Annotated in this window: 13 protein-coding genes; 11 read left to right on the forward strand and 2 right to left on the reverse strand. The window is 63.8% G+C overall.

Features of this window, described 5'->3' with window-relative positions:
• Positions 1-50: 50 nt before the first annotated feature.
• From JMY29_RS10195 to JMY29_RS10245, 11 genes are read left to right on the forward strand one after another with little or no spacing between them, the layout of a single operon-like run.
• Positions 51-1,160, forward strand: coding sequence for a Gfo/Idh/MocA family protein (locus JMY29_RS10195; protein ID WP_018777620.1), 1,110 nt, complete (start codon positions 51-53; stop codon positions 1,158-1,160).
• Positions 1,157-2,176, forward strand: a complete 1,020-nt coding sequence (locus tag JMY29_RS10200; RefSeq protein ID WP_189075566.1) for an NAD-dependent epimerase/dehydratase family protein — start codon at positions 1,157-1,159, stop codon at positions 2,174-2,176. The genes JMY29_RS10195 and JMY29_RS10200 overlap by 4 nt, the downstream gene beginning before the upstream one ends.
• Positions 2,173-3,336 (forward strand): DegT/DnrJ/EryC1/StrS family aminotransferase, encoded by a 1,164-nt coding sequence (locus JMY29_RS10205; RefSeq protein WP_189075565.1) that lies wholly within the window; start codon positions 2,173-2,175, stop codon positions 3,334-3,336. Before JMY29_RS10200 ends, JMY29_RS10205 begins: the two co-directional genes overlap by 4 nt.
• A complete protein-coding gene (locus JMY29_RS10210; RefSeq protein ID WP_018777623.1) occupies positions 3,336-3,998 on the forward strand; it encodes an acetyltransferase in 663 nt (220 codons plus the stop codon). Before JMY29_RS10205 ends, JMY29_RS10210 begins: the two co-directional genes overlap by 1 nt.
• Positions 3,995-5,461, forward strand: coding sequence for an oligosaccharide flippase family protein (locus JMY29_RS10215; RefSeq protein ID WP_189075564.1), 1,467 nt, complete (start codon positions 3,995-3,997; stop codon positions 5,459-5,461). Before JMY29_RS10210 ends, JMY29_RS10215 begins: the two co-directional genes overlap by 4 nt.
• Positions 5,458-6,732, forward strand: coding sequence for a glycosyltransferase (locus JMY29_RS10220; RefSeq protein ID WP_189075563.1), 1,275 nt, complete (start codon positions 5,458-5,460; stop codon positions 6,730-6,732). Before JMY29_RS10215 ends, JMY29_RS10220 begins: the two co-directional genes overlap by 4 nt.
• Complete coding sequence (locus JMY29_RS10225; protein WP_189075562.1) at positions 6,732-7,913, forward strand: glycosyltransferase; 1,182 nt, start codon at positions 6,732-6,734, stop codon at positions 7,911-7,913. The genes JMY29_RS10220 and JMY29_RS10225 overlap by 1 nt, the downstream gene beginning before the upstream one ends.
• On the forward strand, positions 7,903-8,805 hold the full coding sequence (locus tag JMY29_RS10230; protein ID WP_189075561.1) for a glycosyltransferase: 903 nt from the start codon (positions 7,903-7,905) through the stop codon (positions 8,803-8,805). Before JMY29_RS10225 ends, JMY29_RS10230 begins: the two co-directional genes overlap by 11 nt.
• A 53-nt stretch (positions 8,806-8,858) precedes the next feature.
• On the forward strand, positions 8,859-9,641 hold the full coding sequence (locus JMY29_RS10235; protein ID WP_189075560.1) for a YveK family protein: 783 nt from the start codon (positions 8,859-8,861) through the stop codon (positions 9,639-9,641).
• A 2-nt stretch (positions 9,642-9,643) separates the two neighbouring features.
• On the forward strand, positions 9,644-10,360 hold the full coding sequence (locus JMY29_RS10240; RefSeq protein WP_189075559.1) for a hypothetical protein: 717 nt from the start codon (positions 9,644-9,646) through the stop codon (positions 10,358-10,360).
• Positions 10,361-10,391: 31 nt separating this feature from the next.
• Positions 10,392-11,696, forward strand: coding sequence for an O-antigen ligase family protein (locus tag JMY29_RS10245; protein WP_189075558.1), 1,305 nt, complete (start codon positions 10,392-10,394; stop codon positions 11,694-11,696).
• A 41-nt stretch (positions 11,697-11,737) separates the two neighbouring features.
• Here the strand turns inward: JMY29_RS10245 and JMY29_RS10250 are convergent, their stop codons facing one another.
• Entirely contained in the window at positions 11,738-12,574 is an 837-nt protein-coding gene (locus tag JMY29_RS10250; RefSeq protein WP_189075557.1) for a glycosyltransferase, read from the reverse strand.
• Positions 12,574-14,481 (reverse strand): WecB/TagA/CpsF family glycosyltransferase, encoded by a 1,908-nt coding sequence (locus JMY29_RS10255; protein ID WP_189075556.1) that lies wholly within the window; start codon positions 14,479-14,481, stop codon positions 12,574-12,576. The genes JMY29_RS10250 and JMY29_RS10255 overlap by 1 nt, the downstream gene beginning before the upstream one ends.
• Positions 14,482-14,655 lie beyond the last annotated feature (174 nt).

Here is a 14,655-nt window from a genome sequence, read left to right on the forward strand (position 1 = left end):
CAAGGCAAGGCAACAAGAAACCTGCTACCTATACAGAATCCGAGTGGGAAATGAGCATACGAACTATTCCATCTGGACAACTCAACGGCAACGGTCACCGGCCCAAGCTGCGCATTGCGGTGGTCGGCGCCGGTTATTGGGGTCCCAACCTCGCACGGAACCTCAAAGCCAGCCCGGACTGGGATCTCGTAGCGATCTGCGACCTGGACGTTGAGCGCGGCATGAAGCTCGCCGAATCGGTGGGTGGGGTGGCCGTCGTCGAGTCTTTGGACGAACTGCTGGACGACTACAACCTGGACGCCGTGGCCGTCGCAACCCCGGCGCACACGCACCACGGCGTAGTGATGACGGCCCTGCGTGCGGGCAAGCACGTCCTGGTGGAGAAACCGCTGGCTGACAGCCGCGCCAAGGGACTGGAAATGGTGGACGAAGCCAAAGCCAGGGGACTGGTGCTGATGGCCGACCACACTTACTGCTTTACCCCGGCGGTCCTCAAAATCCAGGAACTGGTGGCCAGCGGCGCCTTGGGCGACATCCTCTATGTTGACTCGGTCCGGATCAACCTCGGGCTCGTCCAACCCGATGTCAACGTGTTCTGGGACTTGGCGCCCCACGACCTCTCCATCCTCGACTTTGTCCTGCCGGGCGGCCTGCACCCCACCGAAATTTCGGCCCACGGCGCGGATCCCCTCGGTACCGGCCGCGACTGCGTCGGGCACTTGACCTTCGGACTGCCCAATGACGCCATGGTCCACATCCACGTCAACTGGCTCAGCCCCACCAAAATCCGGCAGATGATCATCGGAGGGTCAAAGAGGACCCTCGTCTGGGATGACTTGAATCCGCAGCAACGGCTCAGCGTTTACGACCGCGGCGTCAGCCTGGAGCAACAACCCCGATCGGCTGCAGACAAGAAAGCTTCGGCCATCTCGTACCGTCTTGGCGACACGTGGTCACCGGCCCTCCAAGAGCGCGAACCGCTGGGACAAGTGGTGGCTGAACTCGCTACCTCCATCCGGAACCACACGATGCCCCGCACCAGCGGCGAATCCGGGCTCAGGGTCTTGTCCGTCCTGGAGGCCGTGACGCAAAGCCTCGGCACGGATGGACGGTCCACCATCGTGGCCGGCAATGAGACGAATCTCCAGGTTGTGCGATGAAAGAGCTCTTGGGCGCCAACGTGCTGGTCACCGGAGGCGCCGGAACCATCGGCTCCACCGTGGTGGACCAACTGCTCGACGCCGGCGTGGCCCACGTCGACGTTTTGGACAACCTGGTGCGCGGCAGACGCGCGAACCTGGACCAGGCCTTGGGCAGCGAGCGCGTCTCCCTGGTCGAAGGCGACCTGCGGGACCGTGACCTCGTCAACGACCTCACCCGCGGCAAAGACCTCGTGTTCCACCAGGCCGCCATCCGCATCACCCAGTGCGCAGAAGAACCACGCCTGGCACTCGAAGTTCTGGTGGACGGCACTTTCAACGTCTACGAAGCAGCCGTGGACCACAAAGTGGGCAAACTCGTCTCCGCGTCAAGCGCGTCCGTGTACGGGATGGCCGAACAGTTTCCCACCAGGGAAAACCATCACCACCACAACAACGACACCTTCTACGGCGCGGCAAAGTCCTTCAACGAAGGGATGGCCAGGAGCTTCCGGGCCATGTCCGGCCTGGACTACGTCCTGCTGCGCTACTTCAACGTCTACGGACCCCGCATGGACGTCCATGGGCTCTACACCGAAGTCCTCGTGCGCTGGATGGAACGGATCGACGACGGCCAGCCACCCATGATCTTCGGCAGCGGTGACCAAACCATGGACTTCGTCCACACCCACGACGTCGCCCGGGCCAACATCCTGGCAGCTGTCAGCGATGTGCGTGAAGGCGTCTACAACGTCGCCAGCGGAACCGAAACCAGCCTGGCTGAGCTGGCGCAGACCCTCCTGAATGTCATGGGTTCAAGCCTGCATCTCGAGCACGGTCCGGAGCGTGCCGTCAACGGCGTGGCCCGGCGCCTGGCGGACACCACGGCAGCACGTAAAGACCTGGGTTTCGAAGCAGCCATTGGACTGGAGGACGGTCTGCGTACTTTAGTCTCATGGTGGCGGCCGCTCCGTGCGGAAATAGCAGCCGCCCGCCTCGTGGCCCACCCCGCCGTTCCCGCAGCAGGTGCGCGATGACCATCTCCGAGACGCGCCTGGCCCGTATCGACGTCATGAAACCCTGGCTTGGCGAAGAGGAAGCCCAAGCAGTGGCCGAAGTGATCGCCTCCGGGTGGGTGGCCCAAGGACCCAAGGTCCGCCAGTTCGAAGAAGCCTTCGCGGCGGAGCAATTGGCAGGTCACGCAGTGGCTACCTCCAGCTGCACTTCAGCCCTGCACCTGGCGCTCGCGGTCGCCGGCGTTGGACCGGGTGATGACGTCGTTGTCCCGTCATTTTCCTTCATTGCCACAGCGAACGCGGCTACTTACATGGGAGCACGCCCTGTGTTCGCCGACGTCGACCTGCAGACAGGGTGCGTGACAGCCGAGACCGTGGAAAGAGCCCTGACTCAGGAAACCAAGGCAGTCATCGCCGTGGACCAAGGCGGGGTGCCCGTTGACCTGGATCCCATCAGGGCCCTGTGTGAGCCCCGCGGGATCATCGTGGTGGAAGACGCAGCCTGCGCCATTGGCTCCCGCTACCACGGCCGCCCTGTCGGTGCCGGCGCGGAGGTGGCAGCCTGGTCCTTCCACCCGCGCAAGATCCTCACGACGGGAGAGGGCGGCATGCTCTCAACTCCACGGCAGGACTTCGCGGACAGGGCACGACGCCTCCGGGAACATGCCATGAGCGTTTCGGCCTCGGACCGGCACGCCAGCATCCTCGCACCGGCCGAAGAGTACCTCGAAGTCGGGTTCAACTACCGCATGACCGACCTTCAGGCCGCCGTCGGACTCGTTCAACTGGGCCGCCTCCGGGAAGCCGTCCAACGGCGTCGTGAACTGGCCGCAAACTACGCGAACGCGTTTGCCGGCGTCGCAGGCCTCCGCCTGGTCGGCGACCCGGACTACGGGACCGGCAACTTCCAATCCTGCTGGCTGGAAATCGGGCCGGCGTTTCCCCTCGGGAGGGACGGACTGATGGGCCACCTTGCACAGGACGGCATTTCAGCCCGGCGGGGCATCATGGCAGCCCACCGCCAACCCGCCTACGCGGGCAAGGACACCGGCGGGGCGTCCCTTGAGGTCACGAACTGGCTGACTGACCACACGCTCATCCTGCCGCTGTACCACCAGCTCGCCCTCCACGACCAGGTCCGGGTCATCGACTCGGTCCTGCGGGCATCGAGGCACCCATAATGAGCGAACTTCTCCTCATCGCTGCCAGCGGCCTTGCCCGTGAGGTACTGGCCATGGTCCGCAGCAGCGGCCCGTTCGACGTCATCGGAATCCTCGACGACGACGAGGACAAGACCGGCCGGGTGGTCGACGGTGCACACGTCCTTGGGCCCATCCGTGACGCCCTGAAGTTCCCCCACGCGTTGCTGCTGGTCTGCATCGGATCAGGAAGCGGCCGCGAGGGTGTGGTGATGCGGCTACGAAGCCTCGGGCTTGACGAAGAACGCTACGCCACAGCCATAGATCCCTCCGTCAACGTTCCGGAGGGGTGCGTGATCGGCCGGGGGAGCATCATCCTGGCCCACGTCAGCATGACGGCGTCAGTGACCATCGGCAATCACGTTGTCGCCATGCCCGGGGTCACCTTCACCCACGACGACGTCATCAGTGACTTCGCCACATTCGCATCAGGCGTTTCCCTGGGCGGCAATGTTCGGGTCGGCCGGGCGGCCTACATCGGCATGAACGCCAGTGTCCGGGAGGGCCGGTCCATCGGGGCCAAAGCGACCATTGGCATGGGAGCGGCCGTCCTGAACGATGTTCCCGACGACGAGACCTGGGCCGGTGTCCCGGCCCGGGTGATCAGGCGCGGCAATACGCCTGCGCTGGAGGGGGCCCAGTGACGCTCAAGAGCCCGGTTACCCAGCGGAAGGGACCAACCCCCACAAGGGCGTTCGTGATCAGCGTCGTCAACGCCTTCATCACCAAGCTGGGGACCATTGGAATCGGTATAGCGTTGGCGCGGCTGCTGGGGCCTGAGGAATTCGGGACCTACGCAGTGGCGTTCATTGCACTCGTCGCCGTCCTGAGCTTCAACGAATTGGGCGTCAGCCTGGCGATCGTACGCTGGCCGGGGGACCCCAAGGAAATAGCCGCCACCGTCACCACCATCTCCGTAGTCTGCAGTGTCCTGTTGTTCGGGCTCTCGTACGCGGTTGCACCCCTCTTCACAGCGGCCATGGGAAACGAAGCAGCAACGGACGTGGTCAGGGCCTTGGCCTTCTGCATCGTGCTCAACGGGCTGGTGGCCACGCCCGCGGCCCTGTTGCAGCGCAACTTCCGCCAGGGACAACGGATGGTCATCGACCAAGTCAATGTGTGGCTCGGGGCGGGCGTTTCGTTGATCCTGGTGATCGCCGGAATGGGAGCCATGAGCCTGGCAGTGGGCCGGGTCCTGGCCAGCCTCGTAGCGGCCGTCCTGTTCCTTGTTTACTCACCCCTGCCGTACCGGTTCGGATTCTCACCGCTGTCCGCGAAACAGCTCCTGGCTTTCGGACTTCCCCTGGCAGGTGCGAGCGCCGTGGTCTTTGCCGTGGGTTACGTCGACCAACTCATCGCTGGGCGGCTGTTTGGCCCGGTGGTCCTCGGCTTCTATGTCATGGCCTTCAACATGGCCGGGTGGCCCTCGAGTTTGTTGTCCCAACCCCTGCGAAGCGTGGCGCCGCCGACCTTCGCCAGGCTCCAGGACCGGCCGGATGACATGAGGGCGGCCTTGCTGGCGATGATCGGAGCAGTGTCGGCCATGGTGTTGCCCGTCTCGGCGGTGATGGTGGGGTGCGCCCTTCCCCTTGTCAAAGTCGTCTACGGTGAAGCCTGGGCCCCGGCGGGCATGGCGCTGATGTGGTTGGCGCCCCTCACGGTCCTCCGGATCCTCCATGAGCTGCTGTACGACTACCTCGTGGTCCTGGGTTCGTCCCTGTCCATCTTGAATGTGCAGCTCGTGGCTCTGACCGCGCTCGTTCCGGCGCTGCTGGCAGGCGGTGCGCTCGCAGGGATGCCTGGGCTGGCAGCGGCTCCTGTGCTGGTGGCCCTGCTGGTGACCTCGCCGCTGTATCTCCGGGCTCTCCGGAAGGCAGGTGTGCCGCTCCTGGCCGTGGGAAAACGCTTGGGACTTCCCACGGTCATGGCAGCACTGACCGCAGCCGGCTGCTACGCAATCACCCGGTTCCTGGATTCCCCTGTGGTCGCTGTCCTCGTTTCCACGGGACTGGGAGTCGTCGCGATGGCGGCAATCATGGGGCTTCGACGGCAGGACCTGCGGGACGTCCGGATGTGGGGGCGTGGACGGGAGGTGGCCGCGACATGAGGATCCTGATCTACCCGCACGATCTGCGCATGGGCGGCAGCCAATTGAACGCCATCGAACTCGGTGCCGCAATCAAGCAACTGGGCCATGAAGTCATTCTCTTTGGACAGCCCGGGCCCCTCGTCGAAAGGGGAGCAGAGCTTGGGTTGGAGTTTATCCCCGCACCGGCACCAGGGAAGCGACCTTCCCCATCGGTCATCAAAACTTTGGTGCGCACCGTCCGCGAGCGCCGGATCGACGTCGTTCACGGCTACGAATGGCCCCCGGCGCTGGAGTGCCTGGCGGCCTCCAGGCTGGTGCCGGACACCACCGCGGTGGCCACGGTGATGTCCATGGCAGTGGCTCCGTTCATCCCCAGGTCCATGCCGCTGATGGTGGGCACTGAACAGATCCGGCAGGGCGAGCTGTCCTCCGGACGCCACCGTGTCCATTTGCTGGAACCGCCCGTGGACATCATGGCCAACCGCGTGGTCGATGACGCGGACCTGGAAGGGTTTCGCGCACGGTGGGGACTGCATGGCGACTTTTTCACGATGGTTTGCGTCTCCCGCTTGGCCAAGGAACTCAAGCTTGAAGGCATCCTGTCGGCGATTGATGCCGCGGGACAACTCGCCCGGGATCTCCCGGTGCATCTGCTGATCACAGGTTCAGGCCCGGCGGAATCCGTGGTCAGAGCCCAGGCCGAACGCGTCAACGCGGCGACAGGGGAAAACACGGTTATTCTCACCGATGAACTTGCTGACCCCAGGCCGGCCTACGCTGCTGCCGACGTCGTCCTGGGCATGGGTGGCTCCGCCCTCCGGGGGCTATCGTTCGCCAAACCGCTCGTTGTCCAGGGCGAAGGAGGCTTCTGGGAACTTCTCACTCCAGAGTCCCTGCCGGTGTTCCTTTGGCAGGGCTGGTATGGTTCCGGTCCGGGTTCGACCGGTACCGGGACCGACGCGCTGGTATCCATCTTGAGGGCTCTCCACACGGACGAGCTGCTGAGGAAGTCATTAGGCTCTTTCGGCCGATCGGTGGTGGAAGACAGGTTTTCACTCACTTCCGCGGCGCAACACCAAACCGAGTTGTACCAGCGCTTCCTGGCCGGTGCTCCCGCGACGCGGTCCCGTTTGTGGGCTGAAACCATCGCCGGGGTGCAGTACTCCTCCTATGTGGTTCGCCGACGTTATCAGCGCCTCCGTGGCCACCAGCCCGCAGAAGACTTCAACGCCCGTCCTGTCGCCGTCCGTGCTGCCGCGGCCGGGCAACTCGTCTCAGGGGAGGCGTGATGGACACGATCATGTACATCTCCGGTGGCCAATGGGATGGCCTGCCCGGAACTGATCGGCTGCTGGCTGAGTCCTTGGCAGAGACAGGCCCGGTCCTCTGGGTTGACCAGCCCGCCCCTGTCTTCCGGTTCGCAGATGTCCGGAACCACACGGTGAGGAGTCTTCGCGGGATCCCGGAGACCATGACACCGCACTTGTCGCGCTTGCGGCTTCCTGCTCCGCCGTTCTTCAGCAGCACGCTTGGCCGTCCCCTGACCGAAGCCATTGCACGTCACTGCATGGACAACGCCATGAAGACCGCAGGCGGTCCAGTGTCGGCGGTCGTCAATGCCTCCCCGGTTGTAGCGTTCCCTGACCGTGGCAGCGGCGTGCGGCTGCTGCATCTGACGGATGACTGGCTGGCCGCAGCTGAATTGATCGGATTTCCCTCCGGCTATCTGAAGCGCTCCCTGGAACGCAACATCGGGACGGCCGATGTCATCACCGCTGTCTCAGCAGGCCTGGCCGCCAAGATGTCCCATTTCTCGGGACGGCCCGTGCAGGTTCTTCCCAATGGGTGCCGTCCACCGGCCGGCCCGTCCACAGACGAGCACCGGAGGCCGGTCGCGGTCCTGGTGGGACAACTCAACGAACGATTGGACCTTGACGTGCTGGAGTCGTTGGCCGACGCCGGGCTCAGCCTTCTGGTCATTGGTCCGCGGACTGAGTCCAACCCGGTAACCAGGCAAAGGCTGGACGCCTTTCTGGAGCGAAGCAACGTGGATTGGCGTGGACCTCTGGCCCCTGATGACTTACGGCGGCTGCTTCAGACCGCAGCCGTCGGGATCACCCCTTATGCCGACACGGAATTCAATAGATCCAGCTTCCCCCTGAAAACGTTGGAGTACCTGTCGTCGGGCTTGCCCGTGGTCGCCACGGACCTGCCTTCCATTCGATCGCTGCAGTGCAGCGCTTTAGCTGTGGCAAGCAGCCGTGCGGCATTCGTGGATCTGGTCAGGGCTGCCCTGCAGGAGCCTCCGGCCCGGGAGCAACGTGAAGAGATGCGGCGCGTCGCGGAGGCGAACTCCTGGGACGTACGGGCCGCCAATATCAGGGATCTGTGCCGGCAACCGGGAGGCGGGCGCAACACCAAGTTGCGCACCACAGTTCAATCCGTTCGAGGAGCAAGCCATGAACGTTGATAAGCCGGGGAACCCGCCGTCGGGTATTGACCACGTGTTGCTCACTAGGTTCAATCTTCCGTCCCGGGGCTTTGAGAGCCTGGTCCGGGCCCAGGAAGGCTGGCTGAGGGACCGGATTGCTTTGTTCGAACGCTACTGTCTACCCTCCGTGAAGGCACAGACCAACCGCGACTTCCGGTGGATCATCTACTTCGACCCGGAGAGTCCGGCCTGGCTGCTGGACCGCGTGCATGGGCTGAACCGTGAAGGGACCTTCGTGGCCCTGTTCAGGACAGAAGTCAGCCCGTCCGAACTGCTTGAGGACATCAGGACAGTCACAGGGGGCGGACGTGGCACACTGCTCACCACCAACCTGGACAACGACGACGGGTTGGCCATCGATTTCGTGGACCGGGTGCAAAAAGCGGCCCACGATGCTGGAAACTCAGCGATCTACCTCGTATCCGGCCTGGTGATGGGAAAGGGTTCTGTTTTCCTAAGGAACGACCCCCACAACGCGTTTTGCTCCGTCAGCGCCCCCTGGTCCGCTCCTGTGACGTGCTGGGCTGCATGGCACAACCGGCTGGGCCAATCCATGAAGGTCACATCGCTGCGCGGTGCACCTGGGTGGTTGCAGCTGGTCCACGATCACAATGTCAGCAACAGAATCCGCGGCCGGCGCGTTTCCCCCAAGCCTTACAGGGCACTTTTCCCGGCCCTTTTGGCGGATGCTCCCATCCCCACTGCAAGTTCCATCATCGTGGATCGGGTCTTTGAGTCTCCCCTCCGGGCGTTACGGGAGCTCGCCCGGAAGGCTGCCAAGGCCGTGACCATCGCGCTGCTTGGAACCCAGGGCATCGATCGCGTCAAGACGCTGCTTGCCAACCGGAGAAGCACAGTGTCCAGGACCTGAGCCGTACGACTGGTCCAAACCCAAAGACACTCAACGAAAGGTAAGAGCAGGACATGCAGGTACAAAAGATACTGAAAAGCCTGATACGCCGATGGTTCATCGTCGTGTTGGGTCTTGCCGTGACCGCAGGCGCCTGCTTCTTCCTCCAGCAGAACGCGCCCGACAACTACAAAGCCCAGGCGAGCCTGGTCCTCCTGCCCTCCACCAAAAGCGTCGGAGAAGCCGGTAATCCATATCTGGGGCTGGGCGGCATGAGCGAGGCCCTGGATATCCTCACGCGCAAGATGTCCTCCGAGGAGTTCAAGGAGACCATCCGTGAACAAAGCGGGGCCAGCACCTTCACAGCTGAAGCCGACAAAGGAACAAGCGGGGCCATCCTCCTCATCACAGCCTCCTCACCCGACTCCGGCCAGGCCCTCAAGATCCTCGATACTGTGATGAACCAGGCACCCGTGGCCCTGACCGAGCTGCAGGACGTCCTCAACGTGCCAACAACTTCCCGCATTTCCACGATGAAACTGCTTGAGGACAGCAAAGCAGTTCCCGAGGTCAAAGCCCGGACGCAACTGCTCCTGGTCACCGCTGCCGGCGGCGTGGCGTTCAGCATCATGCTTACCGTACTCATCGACGGGTTGCTCCTGTCCCGAAAACACCGCAAGAGCACAGAACCCACCGACAAGCCCGCCGGATCCAAACCGCGCACGCCGCCGGCTACCAGGCAAAGGAAACCTTCCTCGGTGGAACGGTTTTCAAGCAACCGGCCCACAACGGACGAACCGGCACACCTCGCTGGTGAAACTGCCAGTGTCGTACCCAGTTCCTACAGGCCGGGATAACCATGACCGCAGCCATCCTTCTCCGCATCCTGGGCAGGCGCTGGTACATCGTGGCCATCGGGATAGCCATCGGACTGGCGTCCCTGGGCGCGGTCCGGTCCGCTGAGCCTGTCTACTGGACCAAGGCGGAAGTCACGTTCGTCGCTCCGGACCGCGAACCGGCCTACTGGATACCCGGTGACGACTACGCGTCGCTAGTGGACTTCGCGGCCATGGTGGAGCGACGTGTCAACTACGACTCAGCATCTGTGGATCTCACGCTCTCCAGCGGAACCCTTTATGGTGCCGGGGTCCGGCACGGCTACTCAGTGACCCTGCTCAACAGCGGCGGCCAATGGGCCAAGAGCTTCCGGTGGCCGGTCCTATCCGTGCAGGTGGTCGACTCCAGCGCACAAAAGGTGAAGGACGTGCTCCAAAACGTTGTCGACGGCATCAATGACGCTTCCCGGGCGCTCCAGCAGGAGGCAGGTGTCCAACAAGCCCTCATCACCACCCTCACGTCGCCGTCCAGCCCTGAGATCGTGTTCGGCGGAGGCACCCAACTCAACCGCGTCAAAGGCGCAGTATTCTGGGTTGGCCTAGCCGCCACACTTTCCATCCTGGCCGCAGTCATTGTTGATTCACGGCCCCGTCGCCGCAGGATCCTGCACAAGGGCGGCTCAAGCGTCCAACGTCCCGACATCCCGCACGCAAAGGTGACCTCCCGTGTACCGGGCTAACGGGTTACTACATCGAGACGGCATCCAGGGGGTGGCCCGGAAGTCCGATGCGCCCCTGTTCCTCACCATCTACCTGGTGCTCACATGTGCCCTGCCGTCAAACATGGTGATAGCGTCCCTGGGGTCCATCGGCCGGCCAAGCACGCTCTTCGCCCTCCTGGCCCTCGCGTGGTGGATCCTGCACCAGCTGCGCCGCACGACACCATCAATCAGGCGGTGGCATCCCTTGCGGGTGGCACTGGCAGCCTTCCTCCTCGTCGCAGCATCCAGTTACGCCTACGCCATGGTCAAGGGATTGCCGGAAAGCGAAGCCAGCCCCGCAGACGCGGGCCTCCTACGGCTCGCAGGATGGGCCGGGATCCTGCTCATAGCAACTGACGGCCTGACAACCCGCGAAAGCGTCAGGACGCTGCTCCGCAGGATCGCCCTGGCCGGGGGACTGACAGCATTGCTGGGCCTGCTCCAGTTCGCCACCGGCTCGTCCCTCATCGAATGGATCAGGATACCGGGCCTCAGCGTCAGCTCGGAGCTGGCAAACATCGATTCCCGGGGAGGCTTTGTCCGCGCGGCCGGCATGTCGTTGCATCCCCTTGAATACGGGGTAGTCCTCTCCACCTCGCTGCCGATAGCCATCACCCTCGCCCTCAACGACACCACCAAGCGCCGGCTGCTGTGGTGGCTCCCCGTTGGCCTGATATCCGTAGCTGCCATGCTCTCCGTCTCCCGGGCCGCACTGATCTGCATGGCATTGGCTTTCCTCATCCTCCTGCCGGTATGGCCGAAACAGCTCCGGCGGAAGGCCGTGATGGTTTCAGCCCTCCTGGTGGCAGTGATCTACGTAGTGACGCCAGGCATGATCGGAACACTCTTCGGCCTTTTCACCATAGGGACCGACGACCCCAGCATCAGTTCAAGAACCAACGGCTACTCCACCGCCTTCGGAATGGCGAGCCAGAACGTGCTGTTGGGCCGTGGCTTCGGCACCTTCCTCCCCGCGTACGTCATCGTTGACAACCAATACCTGGGGCTCCTGGTCGAACTCGGCATAGCAGGCCTTGTCGCCTTCCTGCTGCTGGTCTTTGCCGGCATCCTCTGCGCCTGGCAGGCCAGGAAGTCGGCCAGGGACAACGAACTGCGCCAAATGAGCCAGTCAGTCCTTGCAAGCGTCGCCGCAGCCGCATTGGCCTTCGGATTCTTCGACGCCTTCGCCTTCCCCATGGCAGCCAGCCTCCTGTTCCTTATGCTGGGCATCTCCGGGGCGCTATGGCGCATATCGCGCAGGGAAACGACGGGGGCACAGATCCAGGAGAAAGCCGCAAGCTCAGGGGACAGCTGAGACGGGGGACAGCTGGGACAGGTTCAAGGCAGGGCAACCGTCTATCGGCGGCTCTCATCCCGCTCCCACACAGGAGCAGAGGTGCCGGAGACCCCGGCACGACGACGACCCGCCACCGCGAACACCGCATAGACGGCCGCATCGAAAGCCGTCCGCGGCCCACGCACCGAGGCAAGCAACTGCCGCACGGTCCGTGACAAGGACGCCCCACCAGCCACCACATCCTGCTCGGCATTTCCCCGATACGTTCGCCGCAGGACAGCCAACAAGGCACCAGAGGTCCTGGGCGTCCGGACGACCACCGGCTCCGTAGCAAGAACCGCCTTCTCCTGCTCATCAAAGAGCCTGTCCACGAAATAGTCATCACCCGTGAGCGCAGGAAAGACCCCCATACGGAGATGCCCTGAGTGACTCAGGGCATAGGCACCAGCACCCCACAGACCCTGCGCATTGCCCGGGATCCGGCCGCGAGCACGGTAGTAAGCCCGGACAGGCGCCGAAGCGCCCTGTGTGTCGTATCGGAAGGCCGGCCGGGCAGCAAGCAAGGTCCCATCCTGCAACGCTGCAAACACCTCAGCAAGGGCCGTGGCGCTGACCTCAATGTCCGCGTCCAGATAGAGGCGGGGCCACAACCGGGTGCATTGGTCGCCGGCATTGAGCGCTGCCGTCTTTGACGCCTCCGGCACCTGAAGTACCGAAACCCCCTGCCACTGGGACGCGATCGCCTCCGTCCCATCGCTACAGCCGTTGCAGGCCACCACAACATCCACCGTGCCCCACCCAATGACCTCCCGCAGCGACCCAAGGGTACGCCCGATGACGGCAGCCTCATTATGGGCGGGGATAATCACAGCGCCCGAGGGGAACGCCCCCACCATCAGAGGACCCCGCCAACATTGGGTACGGCATGCGGCAGGCGATCCCACCGCCGTCGGCTGGCCACTGCCCAGGCAGCTTCCAGATGACCCGGTTTTCCCAACCGGGCCACCTCAGCGGCGAGAACGGCACCGCGAAACGCCATGACCCGACCCGGCCCAAGATACTTCTCCGCATAACGGACCCTGTTCACAGACATCAAGGCAGTCAACTGCGGCGAAGCCCCGGACCCACCGCGTTGATGCCACATCCGCGCGGAAGGCTCAAACCAGATGGAATACCCCGCCTCCCGCATACGGTGGCAGTAGTCCGTCTCTTCCGAATACAGGAAAAACCGTTCATCCCAGGCTCCCACGGCCTTAGCCGCACCGGCATCCAGCAAAAGCGCCGCACCCGTTGCCCACTCAACCCGATGCCCGTGCAAATAGCTCTCTTCATCAAAGTCCATCTCGGACAACCACCCCGGGCGTTTCCTCACATGGCTGCCCAGCGCGGCGTCACCCAGCGCTCGCAGGATTCCCGGCTCACGGCGCAGCGAAGGGTAGACGCTCCCGTCGTCGTCCAGCAGGACAGGCACCACCATCCCGGCGCCGGACCGTACCATGCGTCTGCGCATTGCACTGATGGCACCCTCCTCAATACGGAGATCCGGATTGAGGATGAGGTAGGTGGCCGCTTCTCCGGCTTCTGAAAGTGCAGCGTTGATGCCCCCGGCGTATCCGAGGTTCCCTCCGGTTTTTATGGCAATGACGTCGGGAAATTGTGCCAGCGCCTCAAGCGTGTGGTCGTTGGGGGAGTTGTCGGCCACCACCACCTTGATCGACTGGCCCAAGGCCTCCTTCCGCAGGCCCCGGACCAAGGGCCCGATATCGTCCTCGTTGTTGTAAGTGACGACGACGACGGCGACATCGGCTGCAGCCCTGGCAGGGAGGAAAGACCCCGGAGCGCGGCTGGGCGCACGCTCCGGGACATCCCTGGATGGCAAGGACCTGTTGGACGACAGGGATAAGCCGCTGTCCCTGCGCAACCGCACATAGGCTTCCGGGCCTTCCACGAGGTACCGCCGGGCAAGCCGGCGTGGTTCCAACGCAAGCCGCCAAGCCCACTCAAGGCTGTTGGAACTCACCCATGAAGGGGCCCGCCGGATGTGGCCTGCCAGAAAGTCCACCACCGCTCCGAAAGCCAGCAGTACCTTGGCTCCGGTCAGGGCTCCGTACTCTGATATCCAAAGTTCCTGCCGGGGTTTTCCCAAGCCGACGATCAGGATGTCAGGGGCTGTCAACGCGATCGTTGCTGCCAGCTCCCGGGAAGCGTGGTCATCCCCAAGAGTGCTCCGTGGCGGTGCCCACCATCCAGTGACCGCAAGCTTTGGCCGTTCCACCTCGAATTTGGCCCGGATCCGTTCCTGGGTCTGAACCGACCCGCCAAGGAACCCGATACTGAGGCCCCTTCGTTCTGCCTCATCCAACAACGGGCCCACGAGATCGCTGCCCGCCAGCCTCGGCCATGTCCTTGCGGTGAGGCGCCGGGCCTCAGTAGCCAGCGGGGCGCCGTCGATAAGCGTCAACCACTCCAGGGACCGGGACCGTTCCAGGGTCTCCTCCCACCGGCTCCCGGAGCCGAAATGACGTATGTGGTCCAAATTGGCTGAGCACACTCCCAGGGGCGGTGCGCCGGTAGCGCCGGCCCTGCCCAGGATCTCCTGAATTGCCGGGTCGAACTCCATGAGCTTTACGGGGACGCCGCCCAGATTGACCCAGCGCTCCGGGGACGTGGCGGCGGGCGTCCCGCCGTCGTCCATCGGCCTCTGTAGCAGGAGGCTGCGGCCACTGAGCCCGCTTGTCAGGGGGCGGTGGCGGACTGCACCGTGGAGGGCACTTCGGGTGGGCAGGACTTTGGGTAGCAGCATTCTTGGCTCCAGGCTCGGGTCAAGCTCAAGGCATAACCATGTGGCCCACGATCCGTGGCTGCTGCACTGCCAGGATCGTGGATGGCGGACAAACGCCGCCACATCGACATGTTCACTTGAGTTGTCTCCCGGCCTCCTGCCAGAGGCTGCCGTAGGGCTACTTTAGGACGATTT

The organism is Paenarthrobacter nicotinovorans, assembly GCF_021919345.1.
Taxonomy (GTDB): domain Bacteria; phylum Actinomycetota; class Actinomycetes; order Actinomycetales; family Micrococcaceae; genus Arthrobacter; species Arthrobacter nicotinovorans.